The following is a 24077-nucleotide window of genomic DNA, read 5'->3' as shown; positions in this document are numbered from 1 at the left end:
CCGCCGGCGGTCAGAGTCCCCCGACGTCCGCGAGACGTCGCAGCTCGACAGTCGTCGCAGGGATCATCGACGCCAATTTCACCGCCTCGTCGCGATCTGCGGCACGAAGCACGTAGAAGCCGTTGGCCACCTCGGCCCCCTCTGCGTACGGCCCGTCGGTGAAGGTCGCCTGCCCGTCCCGCACCCGGACCGTCGTAGCGGTACTCGGCGGATGCAGCGCAGCACCGGCGACGACGTGGTCACCGGCGGTCCTGCCGAACTCCTCGTGCTGACGGGCCCCGCTGGCCCACTCGTCGGTGTCGGGCGCGCTCACCGTCTCCGCGGGTTCGAGGAGGAGGGCGAGCCAGTCGTCGCGGATCGGATCGGCCGGCTGGTTCCACTCCACCATGGGCCACACCTCGACTCCGCCAGACGTGCACGCGGGGATCTGACGAGCCAGCTCCACTGCGTCGTCGAGATTCTCGGCCTGCATGACGTAGTAGCCGCCTGCCACCTCGGCGCACTCGGCGAACGGCCCGTCGGTGACAGTGGGTGCGTCGGGTCCGCCGGTGATGCGCACCGCGGAGGATGCCGAGGTCAGCGCATCGCCAGCGAGGAGCGCCGGGCCGGCTGCGGCGTGGAACTCCACGTAGGCGCGCATGATCTCGGCTTCGGTGGCGGCGTCGGGTTGCTCGGTCGGCTCTGGGCCCAGCAGCAGTGCGAAGTAGTGCACGAGTCGTACCTCCGATCGGCGAGCGAGGCCTTGCGCCTCACTCTCTACACGTACGACGAACCGACGCGGAGGAATCGGACACGCCTCGCCAAATTCGTCGGTGAACTCTCGCCGTTTTCGTCACCATGTCGGGCGTGCGGGTGTAACCGTTGACGGATGCGTCAGACAGCCAAGGCGGTCGTTCTCGCCTTCATCGCGTTGCTCGGTTCGATCGCCCTCACCATCGGCTCCGCCTTCTCCGCCGCGCTCGCCTTCGGCGCCATCGGTCTCCTGGTCCCGGGGACGGGCACCCCGAACGGGAACACCGTCTCGGACTACCTGGAGAACGCCCGCGACTGGTACATGCAGGGCACCGCGTGCAATAGCGAGGCGAACTGCGGAACGGTCGCGGAGGGCAGCCCCGACCCCACGTTGGTCGGCATCGACTACCCGGCCTCGTTCTGGCCACTGAAGATCTTCCCGACCTGGTGCCGGTCCGGCCCGGACGGCTGCGACAAGTGGGACGTCTCCGTCGACAAGGGCGTGTTGGGTCTCTCGACCGGTCTGGACGCCGCGTTCGCCACCCCGGGAACCCCTGGCGTGCGCGACATCGTCGTCTTCGGCTACTCCCAGGGCGGTGCCGTGGTCTCCACGACGCTCAACGGATACGGGTTGACCGAAGAGCAGAAGGCCCGACTCGACGTCATCACCATCGGGGGCATCGAGAACCCCGACGGCGGCCTGTGGCAGCGGCTCGGGTTCCTGCGGTACATCCCCATCCTGGATCTGACCCTCGGGCCGCCGATGCCGGTCGATCCCAACATCAAGACGACGACCTTCGGCTTCGAATACGACCCGGTGGTCTACGCGCCGCGCTACTGGGGAAACCCGTTCGCGATGCTCAATGCCATTGCCGCATTCGACAACGTGCACGGTGAATACCTGTCGCCCAACGGCAATGGCCCCACCGACACGCTGCCGTACGGCTATACGCCGGCGACGTTGGCGCCTCACCTCGAGTGCAACGTGGGAGTGAACTGCCGTCTCGACAGCGCAGGCAACGAATACATCATGATCCCCGCGACGTCGTTGCCGATCATGAACCTGGTGATGTCGCTGACGCCGGGTGCGTTGAAGCCACTGGTCAAGCCGATCGTCGACCTGATCTCTCCGGCGTACAAGGTGCTCGCCGACCTGGGGTACGACTGGTCGGGCAACCCCGGCACCCCGACGCCACTGTCGATCCTGCCGTTCAACCCGTTCCAGAACTGGGGCGCGGTCGGCGTGAAGTTGTTCGCCGCGGTGATCCAAGGCATCCAGGACGCCATCAACGGTGGCCCGACCATCGCCACGCCTACGCCGCTCACGGACACGGCATCCACGTTGGCCGCGCGGTCGATCGCGCCGCAAGGCGTCGAGGAACCAGAGGTGGCCGAGGGGACGGCCGAAGCGTCCGTCACGGAACTGTCCTCCGCGAGGAAGTCGACACCGGAGGCACCCGCCGAAAGCACGCCGACTCCTTCGGTGGGCAGTGCAGAACCGGCGGCCGAGCCAGTCGTCGAAGCGGATCCGGTCGAGCAGTCCGAGACGAAGGGCGACGATCAGACGCCGGCCCAAGAGGCGGTCGAGGACGACGCGACGGCTGACGAGTCCGCCGGCACCAAAGACGATGACACCAGAGACGACGAGGAAGCCGGCACGAAGGACGACGACGTCAAGGACACGTCGACGGTCGCCAAGGACGACGAGAAGGATGCGAGCGAACAGTCCGAGCCGCAGAAGTCCGAGCCGAAGAAGTCGGATGACGCCAAGGACGGCGACGACGGCAGCACCGCCGGCTCGGAGGAGAAGAAGGCCGCCTGAGCGGCGTCAATCGCGAGGAACCAGCACGGTGGCCACCAACGCCCGGTGGTCGGTGCCCGGAATGGTGATCGTCGCGGTCGAGATGCCAGTGGCGTTTCGGGTGATTACGTGGTCGAGGCCCATTAGTGGTGGGAAACGCCGATTGCTCGGGAAGGTGAACTGCCGCCCGGCGCCCGCCTGCTCCGACGCGTCGCGGTAGCCACCGGTCAGCAGGCGGCGAAACGGACGCATGTCGACCGTCGCGTTGAAGTCGCCCGCAATGATGACCGAGCCATCGCCTGCCTGCGCCGAGAGCGTGGCCAGAACGCCGGGAATGGCGTCGAAGTCGCGATGCCATCCCTCGATCGGGCGTGGCCACGGTGAGTCGAGGTGGACGGCAGCGACGATGGGATCGATTCGCACACCGTCGATTTCGAGACGTGTCGTGACCATGGCGCGCTGCAACCCGAGGACCGGAGCGGAACCCGAGATCGGGTACCTGCTGTAGATGCCTGCCCCTGCGGCCATGGGGCGAGGCTCGATCGCGTGGTGCGGGAACACGCGGTCGACGCCCGCCCTCTTCAGTCGACGAAGTGCTTCCGGGGTGAGTTCCTGGACCATCAGGACGTCGGCTTCTCGGCTCGCGGTCGCGACGATCGACGCCGCGTCGGCGCGCCCGTAGAGCATGTTGATGGTCATCACGCGGACGGCGACCGCCGACTCGGGGGGTGGGTCCGATACGTAGAGCGGCACCTGCACCGCGATCGTGATGACGGTCAGGACGGCCGCCACTGCGGTGAGCGCCCAACCCCGAGCGAGCGACGACGCGACCAGTGCCACTGGCGCCGCGATGGCGAGGAACGGTGCCGCGACCGAAGCGAACACCAGCGGCTGGGTGGGCAGGGGTGCGTATCGGATGGCCAGCGCAGCGCAGGCGATGATCATCGACAGCACGCCGACGACGGTGGCGATCATTCGCCTCGCGGTCCCGCGACGCCCCATGCCTAGCCGCCCGAGGATGCGCGGTCCTCGATGTACCGTTTGACGTAATCCGACAGTGCCGCATCGGCATTCGCAGGAGTGAAACCCACCGCGGTGATCTTGGCCAGGTCCAATTCGCTGTTACCCGGCCGCGGGGCGACGGGGCCGGAGGCCTTCGCGAAGTAGTCCCGCGTGCTGACGCCGGTGACACGGCTGGGGTCGTGGCCGGCGAGCGCGAAGGTGGAGCGCGCGACGTCGGCCCAGGTCGTCGTCGCACCCGCTCCGGTCACGTTGTAGACGCCGTACGGCGCGGAACTCTCGGCGAGGTACCCGATGGCGCGGGCCAAGTCGGCGGTGAAGGTGAGCCGGCCCCGTTGGTCGTCGACGACGGCGGGGTCGATGCCGCGCTCCGCCAGCGACAGCATGGTCGAGACGAAGTTCCGACCATCGCCGATGACCCAGGACGTACGCACGACGTAGTGGCGGGGGACGGTTGCGACCACGTAGTCGGCGGCTGCCTTGGTCTGCCCGTACACGCTCAGCGGCGCGACGGGGTCGTCCTCGGTGTAGGCCCGCGTGGCGGTGCCGTCGAACACGTAGTCGCTCGAGACGTGGATCAACGTGATGCCGTGCGCGGTGGCGATGCGTGCCAGAGCGGTGGCGCCCGCGACGTTGACTGCCCAGGCCGCCGCGCGGCCTTCCGGTGTCTCCGCCGCGTCGACGGCGGTGTAGGCCGCGGCGTTGACGATGGTGTCGTAGTCACTCCAGCGGCGGGCGTCGACGAGTGAGGCGGACGTCAGGTCGATGTCGGCGCGCTCTGCGAACTCGACGTGTGCCGCACCTGCATGGGCCACGCGCAGCGCCCGGCCGAGTTGCCCTCCCGCACCGACGACGAGGGTTTTGCGTGCGAAATCACCGGCCACCGTCGGTCACTAGCCGCACGCTCACCGGCCCCTTTCCAACAGCTCCAGGAGATACGCGCCGTAGCCGGACTTCGGCGAGTCCGCAGCACGCGCACGCAGCTCGTCGTCGGTCAGAAAGCCCTGCCGCCAGCCGATCTCCTCGGGTACGCCGATCTTGAGTCCGGTTCGCCGCTCCATGGTGCGGACGAAGTCGGCGGCATCGGTCATCTGGTCGAACGTGCCGGTGTCCAACCATGCGGTCCCGCGCGGCAGCACCTCGACTCCGAGTCGGCCTTGCCGCAGATACTCACGGTTGACGTCGGTGATTTCGTATTCACCCCTGGCGCTGGGCGCCAAGTCGCGAGCAATCGCGATCACGTCGTTGTCGTAGAAGTAGAGACCCGGCACCGCGTAGTTGCTTCTGGGGCTCTTGGGCTTTTCCTCGATCGAGGTCACCAGACCACTCGCGTCGAAGTCGACCACGCCGTAGGCCGACGGTTCGGCAACCCAGTAGGCGAAGATCGCCCCGCCGTCGACGTCGGTGAAGCGCTTGAGTTGCGTGCCCAGCCCCGGTCCGTAGAGGAGGTTGTCGCCCAGGACGAGCGCAACCTTCTCCGATCCGATGAAGTCGGAACCGATGGTGAACGCCTGCGCGAGCCCGTCCGGAGAGGACTGCGTCGCGAAGGTGATGGAGATTCCGAATCGAGACCCGTCGCCGAGCAGCCGCTCGAAGCCCGCAGCGTCGTGCGGTGTGGTGATCACCAGGATGTCCCGGATGCCGGCGAGCATCAGCGTGGACAACGGGTAGTAGATCATCGGCTTGTCATAGACCGGGATCATCTGCTTCGACGTTCCCAGCGTGATTGGATGCAGTCGAGTCCCCGAACCCCCGGCCAAGATGATCCCCCGCACGGAGTCATCGTGGCATAGGTCGGTGGGAAACGCTCAAGGCCCGCGTTTGCAGATTTCGAGTATCGGCGCCAGGAGTTCGGCGATCCGAGCGCCGACGGTGGCGAAGACGTCGCTGTCTCGGCCGATCGGATCGGCGATGTCGGTGCGGTCGCCGGGGGAGAGCTGCGGTCGAAGCGCCGCGAGGTCGTCGACGTCGCGGGCACCGTGCTGGGACACGAGCGTAGCGGCTTCACTCATGGTGAAGGTCCTCTTGAGCTGACGTGGCGCGAGTTCGAGCACAGAGTCGCGGTGCGCCCTGGTCATGGTGAGGATGAGGTCGGCTTCGCCGGCTAATCGTGTGGTCAGTTGCCGTGCGGCGAAGTTCGACGTGTCTCCGCCGAGTCTCGACAACACGCGTGCTGCCTCGTCGTGGATCGGATGGCCAAGCACTGCACGGGTTCCCGCGCTCGAGGTTCGCAGATCCGTGATCCCCAACCGCTCACCGTAGGCAAGGGCGAGTCGCTCGGCTGTCGGTGAGCGACAAATGTTTCCAGTGCAGACGAATAGAACGTGCAGGAGATCCCCCTTGGCTAGGTAGCCAGGATATCGGGATCGGTGCGATCAGTAAGCGCCCTTGCGTGCGAACACGACGTGCGGTGTCTTGGCGATGATCCGGACATCCCACATCAGCGACCATGACCGGACGTAGACGGAGTCGAGGTGTTGCAGATCGGCATAGGTCAGGTCGCTGCGGCCGCAGACCTGCCAGAGTCCGGTGATGCCCGGTTTGACGTCCAGGCGCGCCAGCCCGGCACCGTCGATGCGGTCGGATTCCTCGGCAGGCAGAGGCCGCGGGCCGACCAGGGACATCTCGCCCCTGACGACGTTGATGAGTTGAGGGAGTTCGTCGAGACTCGTCTTGCGGATGAAGGCCCCCACCCGGGTGACCCGTGGATCGTTGGCCATCTTGAACAGCGGACCGTCCACCTCGTTGAGCTGAGCCACCGTGTTGCGCTGCTGCCACGCATCGGCCGTCATCGAGCGGAACTTGAAGATGCTGAACGGCCTGCCGCCGCGGCCAATCCGCTCCTGCCGGAAGAACACCGGCCCGGGGCTGTCGAGTTTGATGGCGGCTGCGATGACGAGCAGGACGGGACACGCTGCGATGAGCGCGCACGTCGCGAGTGTCATGTCGATGAGCCGCTTCATGATCCGCGCCCGCGGTCCGAGCGACGCCGTCGGCAGGTGCATCAGGGTCAGACCCTGAAGCTCCTCTGCTTCGCTGCGCCAGTTGTGCAACTCGAAGTAGCGCGGGATCTCCGATACCGGTACCTGGCCCTGCAGTTGGCGAAGCGCCTCGAGGACGATGGCGTCGCTGGTGTTCGGGAACCCGACGATCACGCGGTCGATCTGGTACGCCGCACACACCGCCTGCAGGTCCGCCAGACCGCCGAGCAGGGGAGTGCCCGGTGCGGCATTGTCGTCGACGTGTCCGACGACCAGCGTGTCCGGGCATCGTTGCAGCCGGGACGTCAAGCGCTCGGAGATGGGACCCGTTCCGATCACTAGGATTCGGCTCACGGCCGGGTCGAACATCCTGACGACCAGTCGACGTCCGAAGGGAACCAGGACACTGGCCGGCAGCGTCATGGCGACCGCTGCCGTGAGCGTCATCGAGCGCCCGCCGCCGAGGACGAAGGCGTCAGCGGCAAGGGCGAGTAGCGCTGCGGTCGGCAGGCATCGCGCGATGACTGCGGGTCGCCACCACTCGCTCGGCCGCAGCCGTGCCGCGGGGCGCCTGTACAGCCCATGGACGTGCAGCGCGACCGCCATCGCGATGGACGCGAGCACCACCTCTCGGACGCCGAGGTTGCCGGCACGCACCGCGCTGATGTGGCTAAGGGCGATTGCACCCAGGCACGCCGACGCGGTCACGGTGACGACGTCGGCGGCCTGCAGTGAGTAGCGATGCTGAAGGCCAACGTGTTGGGCCTGCTGGGTATCGCGGTTCGGCGCGTGTGCCGTCGACGAGAAGCGGTTGTTCGCAAACGACGTCTGCGGGTGTTTTGGTGGTAGCTCAATGGTCATGCGGCCCCCGAGGACTATCGAATTGCGTTGTCACCAGCCGAATCCGACCAGCCGTAGGCCCGATCCGACGAAACTGTGTTCTGGCAGGCAATTACGCCCGTCCACGACGAGATCGCCGCGCATGGCGCGACGCAGACTGTCGGGGTCGATGGCGCGGAACTCCGGCCACTCCGTCGTCACCACGACGGCGTCCACTCGGTCGGCCGCCTCGTAGACGTCGCGCGTCAGTCGGATCGCCGCGAACTCGTCCGGCAACGACTTCACCACCGGGTCGAACGCGGACACGACAGCGCCGACGGCGAGCAGTCTCCGGGCGATGTCGAGGGCGGGGGCGTCACGCAGATCGTCGGTGCCGGGTTTGAACGTCAAGCCCAGCAGTGCAATTCGACGGCCCTTCAGCATGTGCAGTTCGCGCTGCAGTTTGCGGACGGCACTCTCACGCTGCGCGGTGTTGATGCCCACGGTCGCCTGCAGCATCGATGGCGTGTAGCCGTACTCCTTGCTCGACGAGATGAGGGCTGCGACGTCCTTGCCGAAGCACGAACCGCCCCATCCGACACCGGGGCTGAGGAAGGCATTTCCGACGCGGTGGTCGGCTCCAATCGCAGGCAGCACCTGACGCACGTCAGCGCCGAACAGCTCGCACATCTGTGCCATCTCGTTTGCGAAGCTGATCTTGGTGGCGAGGAAGGCATTGGCTGCGTACTTGATCATCTCCGCCGATGCCAGTTCCGTGGTGATCAGGGCCGGATGGATCTCTCGCCGGCCGGCCTCGAACGACTGATCGAGCACCGGCTGGTAGAGCTCAGCCACCCGACTGACGTCCTCCGTCGCCCCGCCCAGCACGATGCGATCGGGGTACAGGAAGTCGTCGAGGGCGCAGCCCTCGCGAAGAAACTCCGGATTGGAGACCACGTGGAAGGAGAGTTCGCGGTTCCCATCGAGGGCGTCCTCGAGGATCGTGCGCGTCCAGTTCCCGGATCCCACGGGAACGGTGGACTTGTTCACGATGATCACGCCGGGGTGCAGGTACGGCGCCAACGACTGGATCGCACTCTCGAGCTGCGCCAGATCGGGTGACCCGTCGGGACCGGGAGGGGTTCCCACGCAGAGGAACACGAACTCCGCATCAGATAGGGCTTCGGCCGGGTCATCGGTGAAGGACAGCCGGCCCGACGACAACGTCGCCTTCAGAATCTCGGGCAGCCCCGGCTCTACGAACGGCGCCTGTCCGTTATTCAGCTGCCCCGCACGCACGGAGTCGCTGTCCAGGCCGCACACGTCGTGGCCGAGGAAGGCCAGACAGGTCGACGTGACGGCCCCGACGTAGCCGGTGCCGATCACCGCCACTTTGTGGCGGCGCTGGGTGACGCTGCCCGAACCGAGTGCCGCAGGGGAGTAGGTGGGCTGATCGTCGCCGGCCCGATCTCGGAACCAGGCGATGGTCTTCGTGAGGCCCGTGACGACGTCGACCTCGGGCTCCCAGTGCAGTTCGCTGCGCGCCAGAGTGATGTCGGGCTGGCGCTGCGAGGGATCATCGGTGGGACGGTCGACGAACTCGAGCGGGCTCGCGGAGCCCGTGAGTTCACGGATGAGCTTCGCCAGTTCGAGGATCGTCATCTCGTGCGGGTTGCCGATGTTCACCGGCCCGGCGAGATCGGAGAACAGCAGTCGCAGTGCCCCGTCGACGAGGTCTTCGACGTGGCAGAGTGATCGCGTCTGACTGCCGTCGCCCTGGACGGTCATCGGGGCGCCGGACAGCGCCTGCGTAACGAAGTTCGGGATGGCGCGACCATCGTTCGGACGCATCCTCGGACCATAGGTATTGAATATCCGCATGATGGCGGTGTTGACCCCGTGCATCTTGCGGTACGACACCGTGAGCGCCTCGGCGAATCGCTTCGCTTCGTCGTAGCAGGCTCGTGGCCCCACCGGATTGACGTTGCCCCAGTAGTTTTCAGGCTGCGGATGGACCAGCGGGTCGCCGTACGTCTCCGAGGTGGACGCCAGCAGGTAGCGAGCGCCCTTGTCCTTCGCGAGGCCAAGGGTGTGCAGCGTTCCGAGCGATCCGGCCTTCAACGTCTGAATCGGCAGCTCGGCATAGTCGACCGGTGACGCTGGCGACGCGAAGTGTAGAACGTAGTCAACGGAGCCGGGTATCGAAATGTAATCGCTGACATCGACTTTCATCAGACGGAATCCATCGTGCCCCTGAAGGTGGGCGACGTTGTCTGCGTTGCCGGTCACGAAGTTGTCGAGACACACCACGTCGATGCCTTGAGCGAGCAGGCGTTCGGCGAGATGCGAGCCGACAAACCCCGCGCCACCGGTCAGTACCGCACGTTTTCGCATGTCTCCCCTTATGATTCAGCGCTCGCAGCCACCTTTAGTGGTGGCATCGTCGCTCGGCCTGATACCTACGAGCGGCTTCGTTGGTGCTCGTAGCCCGCAGTGGTTAGCGGATCGAGGTCTCCGGTGACGGTCATGTCGTGCCCGCTCGCCCGAATACCACCTGAGACCCCCCCGTTTCCAAGTCACTGCGTGGAACCTCAGTGATTCGGCTCACGCCCCAGTGGCCCGAGGCTAGCACCGACAGAAGTGGCCAGCAACCGGAATTGTCTTTCTCGTCAAAACGGCGTCGACCTGCCATAACACGCGACTTCGGTACCTTCGGTATGTTGTAAAACCGCAGGAGAAACAGCAATTTACCGATAGCCGACAATATTTAGCGTCTGCGTGAATAAACGGCCCGGTGCGGTCGGTACAGCAAACTCCAACGCGCGAGGGAATCTGCCCGTGGTACCTCACGTGTGCTGCCTTGACATGTCACCGGAGATTCGTCCCGAGGCTTCATGCGCTGGAGGGCGGTCCGCGGGCGATATCGAGACGTGCACCAGCACAGAGCGGGAAGCCCGTTGTCGCAGAGCCTTTTTAGCGCCGAAATTGCGGTCGTTCACCAATCCCGGACAGAGCGTTGGTTGTACTGTCACGCCATGCCCGGTCATCGCGTGTCGATCCTGAGCTTGCACTACCCCCCAGATGCGACCGGTGTTGCGCCTTACGCCGGGGGGTTGGCGGCTGGCTTGCGCGCCCGAGCCCATGGCGTGACGGCTTACGTTGCGCACCCGTTTTATCCAGAATGGAAGATCCGCGATGGATACGGTGGTTGGCGCAGCGAGGAGTCCATCGATGGTGTCGCGGTACGTCGGTTGAGGCATTACGTGCCACGGCCTCCACGCGGGCTGCGCAGACTGCTGTCGGAAGTGAGCTTGGGCGCCAGGCTACTGTTCTGCAGATTCGAAGCCGACTCCGTCGTGGTCGCGGTCTCTCCCGCGCTGTTCGCAACCGCGATGGCGACGGCACGAATTCGAATGACACCGAGGCGGCCAGGTCTGGTCGTGTGGATTCAGGACATCTACACGCTAGGCATGGTCGAGACCAAGGAGGGAGGCGCATGGTCGACGGCAGTCACCAGGGCGGTCGAGAAGTTCGTACTTCGCGCAGCGGATAAAGTCATCGCGATTCACCCCCGGTTCGGCGACTACTTCATCCGCGAATTCGAGTTGAACCCCGCTCGCGTCGAGGTCATCCGCAACTGGACTCATCTCGAACCGGCACCCGTGATCGACAAGCAAGACGCGCGCCTCGCACTCGGCTGGCCGGCTGATTGTCTCCTCGCAGTTCATACAGGGAACATGGGTGCGAAGCAGGGTCTCGAGAATGTCGTGCAAGCAGCGCGTTTGGCGGATGAAAGGGGCGCGCCCATCAAGTTCATCCTCGTTGGGGACGGTGGTGAGCGCGAGAGCCTCGAACGGCTGGCCGACGGGATCGAGCGCATCCAGTTCGTCGATCCTCTCGATAAGGAGGCCTACAGGTACGCGCTGTCGGCTGCCGACTGTCTGATCGTCAACGAGTTGCCCGGGGTGTCCACCATGGCCGTACCGAGCAAGCTCACCTCCTACTTCGACGCCGCTCGACCGATACTCGCGGCTACCGACTTGGACGGTATCGCAGCGGGTGAAGTGCTACAGGCCGGAGCCGGCGTCGTAGTGGCTGCCGGTGACCCGTCAACGCTCCTCGATACTGCAATCTCCTTGTCGGGAGACGCCAAGAGGGCTGCAGCGTATGGCGAGGCTGGCCGCCGATACCGTACGGGGACGTTGAGCCCGGACGTCGCGATGGCAGCTTTCGAGCGTGTCATCGGTGAGGTCGCGGCCGAGCGTGGTCGCAGCGTCGCCCAGAGTCCCTCTCGTCTGCGGCGCTTGAGGGTCGAGCGCTAAAGAAGAAACGACTGTCCTAGGTCGCCTGCGAGACATTGGGCTGTGTGACAGCCGCGATCACTGCGTTCGCAGACGGGTGGTCACCTACATGACGCGGCCTTACCGGGTCACCTGATCCTTTTGACGAAATCACGCACCGGACGCTTCAGTGCCCCTGCGAAGGGAATCACCCGCTGAACGCGTGCCTCCCAGCAACGCTTGAGGAGATCAACTGCGAAGTAGTCGATTTCGTCTGCCTGCTGGAGTTTCGGAACGCGTTCGAGCAAAGGTGGTCGTGCGACTAGTCTTTCGTGCGGATTCAGGCGGCCACCGTGTGTGCCGCCGCTTATGCCGTAATTGTCTACGACACGTCTTGGTGGGAACACCGACCGGCCACCGTGCCGAACGATCGTGTAGAGCCAATGGACGTACCAACTGTCGACTCGGCCGGCGGCGGATTGGGCGAGCGTGAACCGGAACGGGTAGAAGCCGTTCATGTCCATTGCTTGGCGGAAGCTGGCGGCCCTCATGTTCTCGTCGCGCGGACGGGCATCGAGGTCGAACGACTCCCACGCTCGATCCCACGTCGCCCACCCCCAGCTGTGGGCATAGGGAAGTATCAGTGCACGCGGGTAGTTTCGCAGCGGCTTCACATCCGAGATGTAGCCCGAAACCGACCAGACCCGCCGGTCGTTCGCGTAGTAGTCCAATGCTTCGTTGAAGAAGTCCAACGCGATGGGGGATAGGACGAGATCGTCCTCTAACACGATGACACGACCGTGTCTTTCGATCATGGCCGAGACACCTTCGAAGACAGATCTACGCAAGCCGTTGTTCTTCTCGGCGAAGACGTACTCCAGGTTCGGGTATTGCAGTTTCGCGACGTATGCACGTACCGAATCGACCGACGATCGGTCTGATTCGTTAGCCGGGCCGTCCACGAAGATCGTGATTGAACTTCGTTCGAAGCCGTGACACAGTCGAAGGCTCTCCACCATCGCCTTCAGGCGATCTGGTCGGTTGTAGGCGAATACGGCCACGGGCGCGAGATCGAGCGAGCCGGTTCCGCATGTGTCATCAGTGCCCATTGGCGCTCCTTTCGGCTCGTCGACGTGTTCTCTGCACGACTGTTCGCGGACGGGACCGCCGCGCGTCCCGGTGCCCTACGGTTTCGCGGGAATTCTCTCGAATAGGACGTCCACTTGTGTCGGCCCGTACTCGGCCGTGACGACCTGGTTGAAGACGCCCATGATCCTGAAGCCACGTTGCTCGAGGTACCCGTTGACCTGGGAGAAGAGCGGCTGATCGTGGTAGAGCTCGACGAAGCTCAGTTCGACGTAGATGAAGTCGATCTCCGTCAGCGTGTCGCATCCTTCGAAGACGCCCTGCTCGCCACCTTGGACGTCCACCTTCAACATGATGGGATGCGCGAGAAGCGTGAAGTCGATTGACTCGTCGAGACGCTCGACCGGAACTTCGATGGTCGTCGCCTGCCTCACTCCGAAGGCTCGCTCCTGCGCGGCGCCCAGTTCCAACAACGAGGAACTGTCGGTCCGATCGGCAACGTAGAACTTCGCGGAGCCCGCGTTGGGCCCCAACGCCGTGCGCTCCAGACGGGTCAAGTCGTCCGTCGCGAATAGCTCTTCAAACGTGCCCGCGGCTTCGGGCAGTGGCTCGAAGGCAATGATGTGTGCCCGAGGCCGAATGGTGCGGAACGCCAAGCTGAACTGTCCCTTGTTCGCTCCAGCATCGATCAAGGTGTTCGCTGCGCAGAAGCGAATCGGCTTGAGATGTTCGACGGCTGCGACGACTCGGTGCTGGATGATCGCACGGACGAAAGCTGTTCGCGTGAGGAGGCTGAGCCCTTTGCGCATGGTTCGTGTCATGTTCGTTCCCGTCTGGCGCACGTTCAGGCCGATCGGCAGTGGATTTCGAATCGCCGTCTCGCGAACGTCGCCGGTGGCGGCCGTCCTTCGATTCTCCTCGAGCATCCTCGCCTTCGTTGCGCCACGACGCAGTGCTGAGCCGGTGGCGCGAAGGGGCCACCGCAGAACCCGGCGGGACTCGCCGCTAGGCGGCCGGTTCGTCCTCGACGAGACGGAAGAGATAGTCGTGGTAGGAAAGCTGTTCGACGAGTTCGTAACAACTGAGTGCTCGGCTGACGTCATCTACATGTGCCGTTTCTATGAGGATCCACCGCGGGCGATGCTTCTGTAGATTCAGCCCAGCCAAAACCGCCATCTCGTGTCCTTCGACGTCAACGGAAAGCAGATCAGGCGGTTGGCCATCCATGGCCCGATCTATGACAGTGGACAGCGTGGTGGTGGCCACCATGAGTCTGCTGGGGTCGAGCGACACGACGCTGGTCAAGTCTTGATCATCCATGCCTACGACGTCGCATCGCTCGGACGCCGAAACCACGGCACACACGACTGTCGTGCGCGGGCGGTTCCTCCTCGCTTCGGCGGCGAGTTCGGGAATCGCCTCGATGAGTACACCGTCCCAATCAAGTTCCCGCTCGAGAAGGTATGAATTTGACGCTTGTAAGCCGTCGTTGCCGCCGAGTTCGATGAAGGTTCCGCCCCGAGGCCATCCGAGGGCATTCGCCAGGTCGACGTCCATACCGCTGAGACCAGGTCGTCGCCACGGGCCGATGTGGGTCCTGGACGACATCCGCGTACGCATACTCTTGATGCGTCGAACACGACTGTCTCCCAGGGTGTTCCGAACCATCCGCTTCGCCTTTAGGACGTTCACGGCGTTACACTACCCAGCCCTCGTAAGCTGTGCACCTTGCGAAGCCGGTCGCCACGAGCCCGGTGCATCGCGGTACTTCTTCTCGAAGAGGCTGGCGCCGGCTCGCTGACTCGCAGGCAGGAAGGGCCGATGGGCAACACTATGCCGAAGCTTCTACGGCTAGCTGTGCTGGACCTTCATGAGTGCGCAATTCAAGACCGCTCAACGCGGAATGAGCACTCTGACCGGGTGCGCAGCGGACGGGGTCGTGGAAGCCCGCGTTCTTCAACTCGGCTGCAAGGGTCTCGAAGTCGTATATGTAGCCCGCATGATGCCCGAAGGACGCCACCGGTATTCGGACGAGATCAACCGGGTGTTCGACGTCGAGTCCGATGTCGCGGTAGTGCGCCGCGACGTCATTGCTCAGTGACTCTGCCCCGTGTAGATACATGTCGACGTGGGTGCGTAGATCAGGGGTGACGATCCGAATTGCACCGCCAGGAATCATGCACCTGCGAGCCTCCCTGAGCATGGCCCTGCCAGCTGCGAGCGTCAGATGCTCTATCACGTTGTCCGAGTACAGATACTCCACGGACCCGTCCTCGAGTGGCCATCTCCTCGTCGCGTCGAGGTACAGCCGCGTGACGGCGTTGACGTTGGTGACCACCCAGCGTTCACGTGGTGTGTGGCCCCCGATCTCGAGCCAGACGGGGCGTTCCGTACTGGCCAAGACTGTGTTCAGTCGGGCCTTCGCGAATGGCGAATTCACGATCTGCACGCCGGAACGGACGAATGACCGGGCGCCGGGGAGTGTCGACAACCAGCGGTCCAGTCGTCGGCCCACCGTCGCAGCGCTCGCAGGGAGTCCATCCGATTTCACGAGTTTGAGCATACGACTTCCTGGTCGGCATCGGCGGAAAAGCGTTGAGGCTAATGGATCTAGCGAAGTCGTTCTGGAGGCCAGGGTCGGCGTGGTGGTGTTCGTCTTGCCGCGATACGACTCGGCTCTGGTGGGCGCAAGGCGAGCGTCACACTGCTCGGGCGTAGACGCTTAGTATGTTGCGCGGCAGGAAACCGGCTCGCACTGCCAAGTCAAGAGTGGCGCCTATGGGTCTGGCGACCACTTCGGGAAGCCCCAGCGATCGCAGGTACTCCGCCATGTGAAGGCCATACCCGACAGTGGGCCGTACGGACTCTGGTGCGAAGTCATGCCGTCTCAGGAGTTCTTCCATACCGCGGCGCGTGTACTGACGGCGGTGGAAGTGGTTGATCCGGCGGTCGAAGAGTCGTCGATAACGATCGCCTGTTGCGCGGCGGAGCAACAGGGCAACGCGGTCGATGATGCAGTAACGGGGAGTCGAGAGGAAGAGGATTCCTCCCGGACGGAGCAGCGCCCGCGCGCCGGACAACAGTTCATCGGGGTCGTCGACGTGGGCGATTACGCACCACATGGTCGCCGCGTCGTATTTGGGAGCCTCACTGGCAAGTGCGAGGAGATCGTCGCTCAAGACGAGGTCAATGCCATGACGAGTTCGGCACTCATCGATCGCAGGCCTCGACACCTCGTTCCCCGCGATCCTGAACCCCCTGCTCCGTGCGAGCGCCAAGAAGTCGCCGCCGCCGGCGCCGATGTCGAACAGATGCGGTTGTTCCACGTCACGCAACCTGGATCTGAGTCGCCTCAGGGTTTCTTCGTAGCGACGCCTCATGGACGATTCGTTGGAGGTTTCGAGATACCGCTGGTAGTTGGCATCGACGTTGTACGCGTCGTTGTGACTGACTGCTCCGGCTGCCCCCGAGTGATAGAAGGCGGACCCACATGACGGGCAACGTTCTACGAACTGGGGACGAGGGGAACTCAGCACGCTCATTCCCACGCTGCCGCATGCGGGGCAGCAGTCTGTTGCGATCACGTTCATTCCCATCGCGGGGCTCCCCTCGGCTGGGCGGGTCGTGGGGCGATCATATCCCCGTGCTGCACCGGCGGGGCTGGTACTTCGATAGAGACGGAACAGCTCTATGCCCTAGCGCCGTGTGCGCTTGAAACGTCCCACCGACATGCGAATCAAGTTACCAATCCATCTGATTGGCGAACGAAGCAGTGCGACCCAATGTCACCGGAACGTTCGATTACAGCAACCGATGCGTGCGAGTCGAGGCGGACTCGATGGTCCCATAGCGCTGATCTCCGGTGTCATCTGATCGAGGGCTCGACGTTGCCAAGCCCTGCCCACATCGCGAATGAGCAATGGTCCCGTATGAGCCGTCGTTTCCCAGGACGTGTCTCGAAGGGGTGCGGCATGGCGCCTTGGTTGAACTACCTATACCGCAGCAGCACTCGTTATCTTGGTACGGAAATCAAGCACTTGGATGCCGATGCGGACGAGCATGCCCGCTATCGCACCGGTGAGAGCGCCCGGCGCCCCGAAGAGTACGGATCCGAGGGCAATCAAGGGGATTCCCGAGATGGTGCCCCAGACCGTGGCCCAGGCCACGACGTGGAGTCGGAAGAACGGCGCGAGAACGGCTTTGGAGACCACCTGGTCAGTCACGGCCAGTGCGGTCAGGACCCCGACGAGGATCGTCACGGTCAACGAGACACTGATTTCGGCATTGCCGAGCCAGTGAAAGAGACTTGGCCCGATGACGACGAAGACAGCGCACATGGCCCCCGTGAGTAAGCAGGACGCGTAGAAGGCCAGTCGCGCCCGTTTGATCCGCTCCTCTCCGAGGCCGCGCGGCACCCACGCCTGCAACACGGTGATCAACGGACTCATCGCGGCGATCAGCTGGTTCTTCACCCGATCCGCCAAGGCGAATGCAGGCTGAACCGTCGGTGCCACCAAGGCGATGATCGCTAGCGGCATCGCGAGATAGAGCCCCGTCATGGAGGCCGACACGACACCACTTCGTTGCTCGGCGAGGATGGTCGCGAGTGATCGCTTGGCTAACGGAACGCGAGCCGTAGACGACGTCGACCAGTAGACCCACACGGTGACGATGAGGAAAGCTAGCAACATGCCGCCGCTCATACAGGCCAATCCCGCCATTGCGCCACGGCCCTGATGCATCAGCACGACGCCGACCAGCATTCCTGCGACACGGGGGCATGTTTCAAGCAGCAGCATGGTGATTGGCCGCGATACGCCTACGAAATACCAGTTGCCGGTGAGGCCCGTCAGAGTGAACGACACGGCTCCAGCCATCGCGAATGTTGCTGAGTCGTGGTCCAACGACGCTGCGATCAAAGCCGATAACGCGCAACCGGGTACGAGTAGGACCAGCCTGACGCGTAGGGAATCCGCGTACTCCCGTCGCCTCGCGGCAGGGTCTGCGCGCGCAATCTTCGCAGGCCCCGACAAGGCCCATCCGTACCCGACGATGATGCAACTGACGTAGCCGACCGCTTGGCCGAGAGCTATGGCCCCCCAAGCCTCGGGACCATCTGCCGCGATCATTGCCTTGATCACTGCAAGCGACGCCACCGCCATCAACGCGACGGACACGCCGTAGGCGGCCAAGGCGCTGACACCGCTGCGAAGGTCATGGCTCCATTCCTTGAGCACTTCGCCCCCTAGCGTCCGCAAGTGTTGTGACCAAACCTATATCGTCGGTTCGGACACCGGGCGAACGATCAACGACTCCGTCGCGTGACGAATCTGGAGTTCGACGGCGGCGTCGTGACGGGACGGCATTGGCTGGCGTCGTGATGGCAGTTCACTCGAACTCCCAGCAGTGAGCTGTTGGTCTGAAACGGCCTTCTATGTGCGTCAGGCTGGCAAGATTGGCGCGACGATGAACTCGAGTTTCCGCACAGGGGCGCAATCGAATCGAGTGACGACCGGTGTGACAGGGAAGGCCGGCATGAAGACCGTGACAACTGGCCGAGGGTCGCGAAGCTCCTCCGCCACCAAATCGTCGTGCGCTCGGCCGTCGTGGCCGTTTACGACTGTGCTTTGGTGTGGCGTCGCCGCCGCCGTTCCCCTCAACTACGCGCTACCGGGCATCGCGAGGGCGCTGTGGTTCATCACGATCATGAGTTTGATCTGCGTGCCCATCTTGTTTCTACGAGTCGCGCGCCCGCTGTACCCCGTGATCTGGCTATTCGGAGGCTTCGCGTCGCTGCTCGCGATCGTGACGGCGACCAAGTCCGCTGAGGTCACTGAGAATCTCTTCGTAGGCGCTCAGCTGTTCATCCTGCTGGGTTTGGGTAGTTTCGTTCTGACTTATGAAGCGGTGCGCGATCCGCGTTTCGTCAATCGGGTCGCTGTAGCGTTCGTGATCGGACAGACTCTCTCTGCTTCGATTGCCGTAGTCCAACTCTCGGGCCTATCGATTCGCGTCCCAGGGTTCATCTACGGCGCCGTGTACGGCCGTGCATCTGGTTTGACCGAACACCCCAACACTCTTGGGATCATGGCGTGCATTGCCGTTCTCGTAACGCTGAAGATCAGTGTGAGCACCAGGAAATTGCGGGGCCTGGTGTTACTTGCGCTCGGGACGAACGTCCTCGGCATCGTTGCGTCGGGCAGCTTCACTGCAATGTTGGCACTTGGTGTAGGGCTTGCGGTCCTCGTCGTATGCATGAGGGACTCGCTGGGCAGAATGGCACTGTGGGGGGTCGTGAGTACGGCGTTCCTCGGCTTGGTAGTCACCGCAACCGGCGCCATTGACTACTTCCCATCGTTGAGTGCGCGATACGCGCAGGTGACCGGTAGTTCGGAAACCAGCTCGTGGGCTGCGCGCCAACTGACGTATGACTATGCGTGGCGCAGCATTGCGGAAAGTCCATTGATGGGCAACGGGCTTGGCGCTCAGACCAGTGGCACGTACAACGGGGTCATCACCGTTCACAACGTGATACTTCGAAGTTGGTTCCAGGGCGGTCCGTTTCTCGGAGTCGCCTTCGCGTTGATCGTCGTGGCAATGGGTGTTGGAATCACCAAGGCGATGCTTCGTAGGCGACATGGCACCGAGGCTGCGGTCATCGCGGCGGTCTTGACGTATGCCGCAGTGTCGCCGCTCTTCGAGCAGCGACACTTCTGGCTGCCACTTCTCGTGGCTTGGGCATCGATGTCGGCGCACGCCTATCACCGTCACCGGACGGCGGGGGCGGAAGGATCCTCAGGCGGGACGTTGATCGCTGGACGTAGTACGTCGACGACGCAACGTGCGGGCCGTCGCCGCCACGGTGACCGGTCCACGGCCGAGTGGCACCTCGTCGCTTCGACTGCCCGTAGCGGTCGTCAGTGACACCACGGCGTCGAGGGTTCTGAATCAAGCTTCATGCCGGCCAATCCACCTGGCCGACCGGCCGCGCGCAATGCCTAGAGAGCACCCAAATTCACGGGGCAGGCGAATGGGGTAGTCCGAATCGACCGCGGATCGTGACCGCATTCGGTTGGAGTCAAGAGATGGTGCCAAAACGGATGGCCCAGAGGCTCATCCGGCTGGCCAGTTCGTGCACTTGTCGGCGTACTTATCGCAGAACCAATTACAATTCTCGGGATTGTTCAGACAGTATTCGGGATGCGTATTGAAGTATTCGGCTGTTTCGTTGTTCTTGGCCTCGAGCCTACCCACCTCGGACTCGGCCGAATTACCGGGTTTCCCTGCCGTTGCGACCGCCGCATTGCAATTCAGGTTCACGTAGATGTTCGAGGTGCCCCGCTTGTTCCCGCTGGAGTCAAGGTAGGCCGACTTGTGCCACGACGTGACGATGCACGACTCTCGCTCCAGTAGGCTTCCGACTACCGATTCGACGACCGGGGTCGCATCCCAATTCTCCGACATCGTCGCAGACGCATCCTCCAACGTCTTGCCCACCAATGGGTCAGCGACCGCGGTGCCGGTACCGAGTACCAATGCGGCGGCTGCAGACAATGCGAGAGTGCCAAAGGCACGGGCTGCAATCTTCAAGAATCCCCCCGTTTCGGAAGTGAGCGCGTGAAGCGCTGCGTACCCCGGACCCGACTGAACGCTACAGGATTAAAATGTGTCGTGCGTCAATTTCGGTTCGTTTTCTGAAGGCGCATCGACACATTGGCCCTCGCTAAGCATTCCGAAGAGACCCCACGTGCCGGCGATACCAGGCGACTGTGCGATCGATTCCTTCGGTGAGCCCTATCTGCGGGGCCCACCCCGTACGTTTGAGTCGCGAGACGTCGAGCAGCTTTTGCGGAGTGCCGTCCGGTCGCGTGGTATCCCAGCGAGTTTCGCCGTCGAAGCCGACTACCGATGCAACGGTGTCTGCGATCTCTCGAATCGTTGCGTCGGTGCCGCTGCCGACGTTGACGTGCTCTGTCCCGTCGTAGTGCTCGAGCAGATGCAGGCACGCGTCTGCCATGTCGTCCGCGTGCAGGAACTCGCGTCGTGGTGAACCGCTGCCCCAGTTGGTGACGGTGGTCGAACCCGACGAGACGGCCTCGTCGTAGCGTCGGATCAAAGCCGGTAGTACGTGCGAATTCTCGTTCGAGAAGTTGTCGTTCGGTCCGTACAAGTTCGTTGGCATCGCCGAGATCCACGGGAGGCCGTACTGCCGGCGGGACGCCTGAACGTGCACCATGCCTGCAATCTTCGCAATCGCGTATGCGTCGTTGGTGGGTTCGAGCCGGCCGGTGAGCAAGGACTCCTCGCGGATCGGTTGATCGGCGAGCTTCGGATATATGCATGACGAACCCAAGAACAGCAGGCGCTCCACTTCTTGGATGCGGGCCGAGTCAAGGACGTTCACCTGGATCCGCAAGTTGTCGCTGATGAAGTCGACTGGGTACGTGCTGTTGGCCATGATGCCGCCCACCTTCGCGGCGGCCAAGACGACATACCGCGGCCTGATCCGCGCGAAGAAGTCGGATACGGCGTCGCGGTCCGTCAGGTCTAGTTCGCTCGATGTCACGCCTACTACGTTCGTGAACCCGGCGGCGCGGAGCTTGCGCACGATGGCCGAACCGACCAGCCCGCGGTGTCCAGCAACGTAGAACGTTGCATCGCGGTCCAATTCACCCGGCGTGTAGTGATCGCGCACGGTCATCACATGACCGCCTCCACTCGGATCGCGGTGTTCCAGGACTCGAGTCGCACCTTGTCGATCCAGGACGTCCCCTCGTGCGCGAGCGCCTCCACATCGGCGTCGACCATTAGACGCGCCAGTTCGCGGCCGTGCACGGTAGGTACCCACCCGAGCCTCTCCCTAGCGCGTGATGCGTCGCCGATGAGGGAGTCGACTTCGGTTGCGCGCAGGTATCGTTCGTCGAACCGGACGTGGTCTCGCCAATCGAGGCCGACGTGGCCGAAGGCGATCTCGAGGAACTCTCGCACCGTGAATCCTTCGCCCGTGGCCAGCACGTAATCGTCGGGTTCGTCGACCTGCAACATGCGCCACATGCCCTCGACGTACTCGGCGGCGTAACCCCAGTCGCGGACCGCGTCCAGATTGCCCATGTAGAGGTATTCCTGCTTGCCGGCTCTAATTGCCGCTACTGCCCGGGTGATCTTGCGGGTCACGAATGTCTCACCTCGACGGGGTGATTCGTGGTTGAACAGGATGCCGTTGGCAGCGAACAAGCCATAGGCTTCGCGGTAGTTCCTGGTGATCCAATAGCTGTATAGCTTGGCCGCACCGTAGGGCGAACGCGGGTAGAACGGCGTGTTCTCGTTCTGCGGTGGTGGTGTCGCTCCATACATCTCGGACGACGATGCTTGATAGAACCGGGTCTTGATCCCCGACAGCCGAACTGCTTCGAGCATTCTTATCGTCCCAGATCCGGTGGTATCGGCCGTGTGCTCCGGTTCGTCGAAGGACACCCTGACGTGAGATTGCGCGGCGAGGTTGTACACCTCGTCCGGGTCGATCTCGGCGAGCAAAGTCACCAACCGGACGCCATCGCTCAAGTCGCCGTAGTGCAGGAACAGCTTGGCGCCGGGCGAGTGGGGATCGACGTACAGATGATCGATCCGCGATGTGTTGAACGTCGAAGCGCGGCGAATGACGCCGTGGACTTCATAGCCCTTGCTCAACAACAGCTCCGCGAGATACGAACCGTCCTGGCCTGTGATGCCGGTTATCAGCGCACGTTTGGTCATGGCTACCTCGGGTCTGCTAGATGGATGAGGCTGATTTGATGCTGGAGGAGCTGACTATTCCGACGGCCCATTCCCGTGCCTACCGGTTGGTTGCGGGACGTCGTCATCATTGGCCGTACTCGCCACCTCGGGCGCGACTGCGTGCGGGGGGCGATCGGTCGAGTGCGAGGATGCATCCTCGCCGTAATACGTGTAGCTGTATGACGACTTCCCACGCTCGGGAGTCATCGTGAAGACCGCACCGAGCAGGCGGGCGCCGACGTCGTCGAGGTTTCCTACTGCGTGCTCGAGCTGATCGCGCTTCGTCTGTCCGAACCGAGCCATGATCAAGACACCGTCGGACCCAGCGGCCAAGATCGCGGCGTCGGTGACGGCTAGCAGCGGGGACGAGTCCACGATGACGAAGTCGAACTTGGCGCGCAGTTCGCTGAGAACGTTCTTTGCAGCCATCGAACCGAGCAGCTCGCTGGGATTGGGCGGTGTGCCCCCCGAAGTCAGCACCGACAACCCCGAGTACTTCGTCGTCTGCAACACCTCCGACAACGACGCTCTGCCGCTGAGTACCGTGCTCAGGCCAACCTTGCCAACCAGGTCGAGGTAGCTGTCCAGCTTGGGACGCCGCATGTCGCCATCCACCAGCACGACGCTGTGGTCGGCTTCTGCCAAGGCAAGTGCAATGTTGATCGCTGTAGTGGATTTACCCTCGCTCGGCATCGAACTGGTGACGACGATGACGCGTGGTGGATCGTCGACCGCCAAGAACTGCAAGTTGGTTCGTAGCTTGCGGAAAGCTTCGGCGATCGCCGAGTTATCGCTGGCGAAGGGAATGGCTGGTTCCGCTCGACGTTCCTTGTTCACGGGAATGCTGCCGACTAGTCCGACCCCGGTCGTCTCTTCGAGGGTTTGTCGATCCTTGACTGTGTTGTCGAGTTGATCGCGAAGCACTGCGAGGCCAAGTCCAACGACCAAACCCGCCGCGAGCCCGACCAACAGGTTCAAGAGCATGTTCGGAGATACGGGTTCTGCAGGAAGAGAGGCGCGTTGCTCGACGACTACACGAGCATCCGGCATCGATCCATCCTCGGGTGTCTCCAATTCGCGCACCATCACGACGAATTCGTTCGAGAGTGCATTCGCGACGTCACGCGCCTGCACGGGTGACTCGTCGAGCACGTGAACGTCGAGTAGCACGGTGTCGGGCTTCGCGCTCGCGTTCACGTTCTCGCGCAGTTCCGCTGCGGGCATGTCGAGACCGAGCTTGTTGATGGTGCGTTGGGCCAACGTTTCGCCCATGAGCAATTCCGAGTAGGAGAGAACGCGCTCCTGCGACAGGCGATTGCCTTGGTACAAGTCGGTTGCCGATGCACCACTCGTCGTAGTCGAGACGAACAATCGAGTCGATGCCTCGTAAAGCGGGGTAGTAAGCAACGTGACTGCGAGCGCTGCCAGCACTGCGATGATCGATGTGACCGCGACCGTAATCCAACGATTGCGTACGAGTTTGGCGAAATCCCGGAGATTCATTGCCACCCTTTCACCGACAGTTGACCCAGCGCGGTGGGCTCCGCCAGACAACCTGGCAACGATGAGGAGCGTACCGCTCGG

General features: G+C 63.4%; 20 protein-coding genes. 3 read left to right on the top strand and 17 right to left on the bottom strand.

Annotation, left to right across the window (positions count from 1 at the left end):
• Positions 1–10: 10 nt before the first annotated feature.
• A complete protein-coding gene (locus tag LOK44_RS11075) occupies positions 11–712 on the bottom strand; it encodes a YciI family protein (protein WP_237570024.1) in 702 nt (233 codons plus the stop codon).
• 156 nt (positions 713–868) lie between these two features.
• On the opposite strand from LOK44_RS11075, the gene LOK44_RS11070 reads away from it, so the two are divergent.
• Positions 869–2554 (top strand): PE-PPE domain-containing protein, encoded by a 1686-nt coding sequence (locus tag LOK44_RS11070; protein WP_237570023.1) that lies wholly within the window; start codon positions 869–871, stop codon positions 2552–2554.
• 6 nt (positions 2555–2560) lie between these two features.
• On the opposite strand, the gene LOK44_RS11065 is transcribed toward LOK44_RS11070, so the two are convergent.
• The 6 genes from LOK44_RS11065 to LOK44_RS11040 are packed head-to-tail and all read right to left on the bottom strand — an operon-like array spanning position 2561 to position 9747.
• Entirely contained in the window at positions 2561–3508 is a 948-nt protein-coding gene (locus tag LOK44_RS11065) for an endonuclease/exonuclease/phosphatase family protein (RefSeq protein ID WP_237570022.1), read from the bottom strand.
• A gap of 29 nt (positions 3509–3537) precedes the next feature.
• Entirely contained in the window at positions 3538–4437 is a 900-nt protein-coding gene (locus LOK44_RS11060) for an SDR family oxidoreductase (RefSeq protein ID WP_372481221.1), read from the bottom strand.
• Positions 4438–4458: 21 nt separating this feature from the next.
• On the bottom strand, positions 4459–5328 hold the full coding sequence (rfbA, locus tag LOK44_RS11055; protein ID WP_237570021.1) for a glucose-1-phosphate thymidylyltransferase RfbA: 870 nt from the start codon (positions 5326–5328) through the stop codon (positions 4459–4461).
• A gap of 33 nt (positions 5329–5361) precedes the next feature.
• A complete protein-coding gene (locus LOK44_RS30200; protein WP_237570585.1) occupies positions 5362–5883 on the bottom strand; it encodes an arsenate reductase/protein-tyrosine-phosphatase family protein in 522 nt (173 codons plus the stop codon).
• Between the two features lie 45 nt (positions 5884–5928).
• Positions 5929–7395: a sugar transferase gene (locus LOK44_RS11045; RefSeq protein WP_237570020.1), complete on the bottom strand. Its 1467-nt coding sequence runs from the start codon at positions 7393–7395 to the stop codon at positions 5929–5931.
• Positions 7396–7425: 30 nt separating this feature from the next.
• Positions 7426–9747 (bottom strand): UDP-glucuronate decarboxylase, encoded by a 2322-nt coding sequence (locus LOK44_RS11040; RefSeq protein WP_237570019.1) that lies wholly within the window; start codon positions 9745–9747, stop codon positions 7426–7428.
• Between the two features lie 500 nt (positions 9748–10247).
• Between LOK44_RS11040 and LOK44_RS11035 the strand changes: the two genes are divergently transcribed.
• Positions 10248–11675 carry a glycosyltransferase gene (locus tag LOK44_RS11035; protein WP_308192731.1) on the top strand — a complete coding sequence of 476 codons (1428 nt, stop codon included), beginning with the start codon at positions 10248–10250 and terminating at the stop codon, positions 11673–11675.
• 107 nt (positions 11676–11782) lie between these two features.
• On the opposite strand, the gene LOK44_RS11030 is transcribed toward LOK44_RS11035, so the two are convergent.
• From LOK44_RS11030 to LOK44_RS11005, 6 genes are all read right to left on the bottom strand, one after another.
• Entirely contained in the window at positions 11783–12742 is a 960-nt protein-coding gene (locus tag LOK44_RS11030) for a glycosyltransferase family protein (protein ID WP_237570017.1), read from the bottom strand.
• Positions 12743–12817: 75 nt separating this feature from the next.
• The gene (locus LOK44_RS11025) at positions 12818–13645 is read right to left on the bottom strand and encodes an FkbM family methyltransferase (protein ID WP_237570016.1); all 828 of its coding nucleotides are present in this window, start codon (positions 13643–13645) and stop codon (positions 12818–12820) included.
• A gap of 79 nt (positions 13646–13724) precedes the next feature.
• On the bottom strand, positions 13725–14276 hold the full coding sequence (locus tag LOK44_RS11020) for an FkbM family methyltransferase (RefSeq protein WP_237570015.1): 552 nt from the start codon (positions 14274–14276) through the stop codon (positions 13725–13727).
• Between the two features lie 274 nt (positions 14277–14550).
• Positions 14551–15057, bottom strand: coding sequence for a class I SAM-dependent methyltransferase (locus LOK44_RS11015; protein ID WP_237570014.1), 507 nt, complete (start codon positions 15055–15057; stop codon positions 14551–14553).
• Between the two features lie 361 nt (positions 15058–15418).
• The gene (locus LOK44_RS11010; RefSeq protein ID WP_249783327.1) at positions 15419–16099 is read right to left on the bottom strand and encodes a class I SAM-dependent methyltransferase; all 681 of its coding nucleotides are present in this window, start codon (positions 16097–16099) and stop codon (positions 15419–15421) included.
• A 612-nt stretch (positions 16100–16711) separates the two neighbouring features.
• Complete coding sequence (locus tag LOK44_RS11005; RefSeq protein ID WP_237570012.1) at positions 16712–17956, bottom strand: polysaccharide biosynthesis protein; 1245 nt, start codon at positions 17954–17956, stop codon at positions 16712–16714.
• 298 nt (positions 17957–18254) lie between these two features.
• On the opposite strand from LOK44_RS11005, the gene LOK44_RS11000 reads away from it, so the two are divergent.
• Positions 18255–19643 (top strand): O-antigen ligase family protein, encoded by a 1389-nt coding sequence (locus LOK44_RS11000; protein WP_237570011.1) that lies wholly within the window; start codon positions 18255–18257, stop codon positions 19641–19643.
• 189 nt (positions 19644–19832) lie between these two features.
• Here LOK44_RS11000 and LOK44_RS10995 read toward each other — a convergent pair whose 3' ends face one another.
• The 4 genes from LOK44_RS10995 to LOK44_RS10980 all read right to left on the bottom strand — a co-directional run bounded on the left by LOK44_RS10995 (position 19833) and on the right by LOK44_RS10980 (position 23996).
• Entirely contained in the window at positions 19833–20309 is a 477-nt protein-coding gene (locus tag LOK44_RS10995; RefSeq protein ID WP_237570010.1) for a hypothetical protein, read from the bottom strand.
• A gap of 133 nt (positions 20310–20442) precedes the next feature.
• On the bottom strand, positions 20443–21420 hold the full coding sequence (locus LOK44_RS10990; protein ID WP_237570009.1) for a GDP-L-fucose synthase family protein: 978 nt from the start codon (positions 21418–21420) through the stop codon (positions 20443–20445).
• Complete coding sequence (gene gmd, locus LOK44_RS10985; protein WP_237570008.1) at positions 21420–22472, bottom strand: GDP-mannose 4,6-dehydratase; 1053 nt, start codon at positions 22470–22472, stop codon at positions 21420–21422. Before gmd ends, LOK44_RS10990 begins: the two co-directional genes overlap by 1 nt.
• Before the next feature lie 54 nt (positions 22473–22526).
• Positions 22527–23996 carry a tyrosine-protein kinase domain-containing protein gene (locus LOK44_RS10980; RefSeq protein ID WP_237570584.1) on the bottom strand — a complete coding sequence of 490 codons (1470 nt, stop codon included), beginning with the start codon at positions 23994–23996 and terminating at the stop codon, positions 22527–22529.
• Positions 23997–24077: the final 81 nt, after the last annotated feature.

This window comes from Mycolicibacterium lacusdiani (assembly GCF_021916785.1).
Lineage (GTDB): Bacteria > Actinomycetota > Actinomycetes > Mycobacteriales > Mycobacteriaceae > Mycobacterium > Mycobacterium lacusdiani.
The sequence above is the reverse complement of the archived record's forward strand: the minus strand, read 5'-3'. Positions and strand labels throughout refer to the sequence as shown.

Bases quoted from the DNA above. Each gene is read 5' to 3' on its own strand.
- LOK44_RS11065 (WP_237570022.1), bottom strand. From the start codon at position 3,508: ATGATCGCCACCGTCGTCGGCGTGCTGTCGATGATCATCGCCTGCGCT.
- LOK44_RS11000 (WP_237570011.1), top strand. From the start codon at position 18,255: ATGAAGACCGTGACAACTGGCCGAGGGTCGCGAAGCTCCTCCGCCACC.
- LOK44_RS11010 (WP_249783327.1), bottom strand. From the start codon at position 16,099: ATGAGGCGTCGCTACGAAGAAACCCTGAGGCGACTCAGATCCAGGTTG.
- LOK44_RS10980 (WP_237570584.1), bottom strand. From the start codon at position 23,996: ATGAATCTCCGGGATTTCGCCAAACTCGTACGCAATCGTTGGATTACG.
- LOK44_RS11025 (WP_237570016.1), bottom strand. From the start codon at position 13,645: ATGCTCGAGGAGAATCGAAGGACGGCCGCCACCGGCGACGTTCGCGAG.
- LOK44_RS11020 (WP_237570015.1), bottom strand. From the start codon at position 14,276: ATGGACGTCGACCTGGCGAATGCCCTCGGATGGCCTCGGGGCGGAACC.
- LOK44_RS11040 (WP_237570019.1), bottom strand. From the start codon at position 9,747: ATGCGAAAACGTGCGGTACTGACCGGTGGCGCGGGGTTTGTCGGCTCG.
- LOK44_RS11035 (WP_308192731.1), top strand. From the start codon at position 10,248: ATGCGCTGGAGGGCGGTCCGCGGGCGATATCGAGACGTGCACCAGCAC.
- LOK44_RS11070 (WP_237570023.1), top strand. From the start codon at position 869: ATGCGTCAGACAGCCAAGGCGGTCGTTCTCGCCTTCATCGCGTTGCTC.
- gmd (WP_237570008.1), bottom strand. From the start codon at position 22,472: ATGACCAAACGTGCGCTGATAACCGGCATCACAGGCCAGGACGGTTCG.
- LOK44_RS10990 (WP_237570009.1), bottom strand. From the start codon at position 21,420: ATGACCGTGCGCGATCACTACACGCCGGGTGAATTGGACCGCGATGCA.
- LOK44_RS11030 (WP_237570017.1), bottom strand. From the start codon at position 12,742: ATGGGCACTGATGACACATGCGGAACCGGCTCGCTCGATCTCGCGCCC.
- LOK44_RS11045 (WP_237570020.1), bottom strand. From the start codon at position 7,395: ATGACCATTGAGCTACCACCAAAACACCCGCAGACGTCGTTTGCGAAC.